3 protein-coding genes are annotated in these 2,821 nt (G+C 59.9%); all 3 read left to right on the top strand.

Annotated elements, in window-relative coordinates; translation table 11 throughout:
• Positions 1-542 (top strand): TRAP transporter substrate-binding protein DctP (gene dctP, locus AC6RA8_RS21990; RefSeq protein WP_500355902.1); only part of this gene is annotated, 542 nt, incomplete at its 5' end.
• Positions 543-617: 75 nt separating this feature from the next.
• Entirely contained in the window at positions 618-1,307 is a 690-nt protein-coding gene (locus AC6RA8_RS21985) for a TRAP transporter small permease (protein WP_500355900.1), read from the top strand.
• Between the two features lie 4 nt (positions 1,308-1,311).
• Positions 1,312-2,821, top strand: a 1,510-nt coding sequence (locus tag AC6RA8_RS21980; protein ID WP_500355898.1) for a TRAP transporter large permease, incomplete at its 3' end; no start/stop codon positions are given.

The following is a 2,821-nucleotide window of genomic DNA, read 5'->3' as shown; positions in this document are numbered from 1 at the left end:
CGGCCAACAAGCCGCTGATGACACCTGCGGATGCCAACGGCCTGAAGTTCCGCGTACAGAACTCCGACGTGCTCAAGGCGCAGATGGCAGCCATCGGTGGCTCGCCCCAGCCCATGGCCTTCTCGGAAGTGTATGGTGCGCTGCAAACCGGCGTTGTGGACGGTCAGGAAAACACCTGGTCCAACATCTACGGTAAAAAGTTCTTCGAAGTGCAGGACGGTATCACGGAAACCAACCACGGCATCATCGACTACCTCGTCGTGACCTCCACCGACTTCTGGGACAGCATGCCTGACGACGCGCGTGACCAACTGGCCACCATCGTCGAAGAGGTCACCACCACCCGCAACACGCAAGCCTTCGAAGTCAACGAAGAGGCCAAGCAGGCCATCATCGACGCTGGCGGCACCGTGCGTCAGCTGGACGCTGCACAGCGCGAAGCCTGGGTTACCGTGATGAAGCCCGTCTGGGAGCAGTTCAAAGACGACGTGGGCCAAGACAACATCGACGCGGCGCAAGCCATCAACGCGGCGACCAACTAAAGGTCACGCGATCCGGCCCGGCGGCACTAACCGCCGGGCCAATTCGTTCGCAAAATTTGGGAAGGGGGCAGGACCATGGCAAGCGCCTATGATCCCGGCTCGGGCTTTGGCCGCTGGGTCAATGAAATCGAAGAAACGGCCATCGCGATCCTGCTGGCCTTGATGACACTCATCACCTTCATCAATGTGGTGCTGCGCTACGGCTACAATACCGGCCTGATCTGGGGTCTCGAGATGGTGACCTTCCTGTTTGCATGGCTGGTCCTGTTCGGTGTCAGTTACGCGGTCAAGATCACTGCGAACCTTGGCGTTGATGCGGTCATCAACCTGTTCTCTGCCCCAGTCCGTCGCGTCATCGCATTGGTCGCGGGGGTGATCTGCATCGCCTACGCCTTTCTCGTTTTCAAAGGCGCGTGGGACTATTGGGCGAACTTCGCCAACCTGCCACAGACCACCGGTCGCTGGTTCCCGACGGGGTTCGAAGAGATGAAGCGGTCGTCCTATCGCGGTTGGTACGAGACGGTCGATATCCCGCATCCCACATGGCTGAAATGGATCGAACCCCTGATGAATGAGGGTGAAGCCTACGAGAAAATTCCGCGCTTCATTCCCTACGCCATTCTGCCGTTTGGCATGGGCTTGCTGTTGTTCCGTTTCGTGCAGGCAACTGTGCGCGTTTGGCAAGGCAACACCACCAGCCTGATTGTCAGCCACGAGGCTGAAGAGGCCATCGAAGACGTCAAACACCTGAACCAGGACGACTGAGACCATGGAAGTTGCAATTCTCTTTACCCTCGTCGTGGGGATGATGCTGATCGGCGTGCCGATCGCCGTGGCCCTGGGCATGTCGTCGATCGTGTTCCTGCTGGTCCTGAGTGATACATCGCTCGCCTCGATTGCGCAGACACTGTTTCAGGCGATGGCAGGGCACTATACGCTGTTGGCGATCCCGTTCTTCATCCTCGCCTCGACCTTCATGTCGACAGGTGGGGTGGCAAAACGGATCATCCGCTTTTCCATCGCCGTTGTGGGCCATTTCCCCGGTGGTCTGGCCATCGCGGGCGTGTTCGCCTGCATGATGTTTGCGGCCCTGTCCGGATCGTCTCCGGCCACGGTTGTTGCCATCGGCTCCATCGTGATCGCGGGCATGCGGCAGGTGGGCTATTCCAAGGATTTTGCGGCGGGTGTCATCGCCAATGCGGGCACGCTGGGCATCCTGATCCCGCCGTCTATCGTGATGGTGGTCTATGCCTCGGCCACGGATGTGTCCGTGGGGCGGATGTTCCTTGCGGGCGTCATTCCGGGCCTGATGGCGGGCACCATGCTGATGGTCACGATCTATGCCATCGCCAAGATCAAGAACCTGCCCAAGGGGGATTGGCTGGGCTGGGGCGAGGTTGCCTCCTCCGCCGGGGCTGCGTCTGGCGGTCTGTTCCTGATCATCATCATTCTGGGCGGCATCTATGGCGGTATCTTTACCCCGACCGAGGCGGCGGCCGTGGCAGCGGTCTATTCCTTTCTAATCGCGAGTTTCATCTACCGCGACATGGGACCGTTTTCGAAGGTCGCGCCACGGGCGGGCAATTTCACTGGCATCACGTTGATGGGCGGGTTGGCGCTCGGGATCATCATCTGGCTTGCGTCGGGTGGCCTGGACCTGACCACCTCTGTCCTGATTGGCTTTGCGTTGGCCGCCCTGGGCGCTGTGGCTGAACGGATCGTGCGCGGGTTGGATCTGAACCCTGCCTCGATTGCCACGGACTTTGCCCGGATGCCACTGGCACTGGTGCACCGTGACACCAAGCACGCGTTCTTCGAGGCGGGCAAGCTGACCGTCACGCTGATGTTCATCATCGCCAATGCCTTGATCCTGAAGCATGTTCTGACGGATGAGCAAATCCCTCAGCAGATCGCCGGGGCGATGCTGGATGCGGGCTTTGGCCCCGTCGTGTTCCTGATCATCGTGAACGTGATCCTATTGATCGGCGGGCAGTTCATGGAGCCGTCGGGCCTGTTGGTCATCGTAGCGCCGCTGGTATTTCCCATCGCCATCGAGCTTGGGATCGACCCCATTCACCTGGGCATCATCATGGTCGTGAATATGGAGATCGGGATGATCACGCCGCCTGTGGGTCTGAACCTGTTCGTCACCTCGGGCGTGGCGGGGATGCCGATGATGCGCGTTGTCCGTGCGGCACTGCCGTTTCTGGCCGTGCTCTTCGTTTTCCTGATCATGGTGACCTATATCCCGGCCATCTCGATCTGGTTGCCGACCTTGA

This window comes from Tateyamaria sp. (genome assembly GCF_059783535.1).
This window is presented reverse-complemented; position numbering and strand designations above follow the sequence as displayed.

Excerpts from the sequence above, each read along its gene's own strand:
- AC6RA8_RS21985 (WP_500355900.1), top strand. The coding sequence starts at position 618 with ATGGCAAGCGCCTATGATCCCGGCTCGGGCTTTGGCCGCTGGGTCAAT.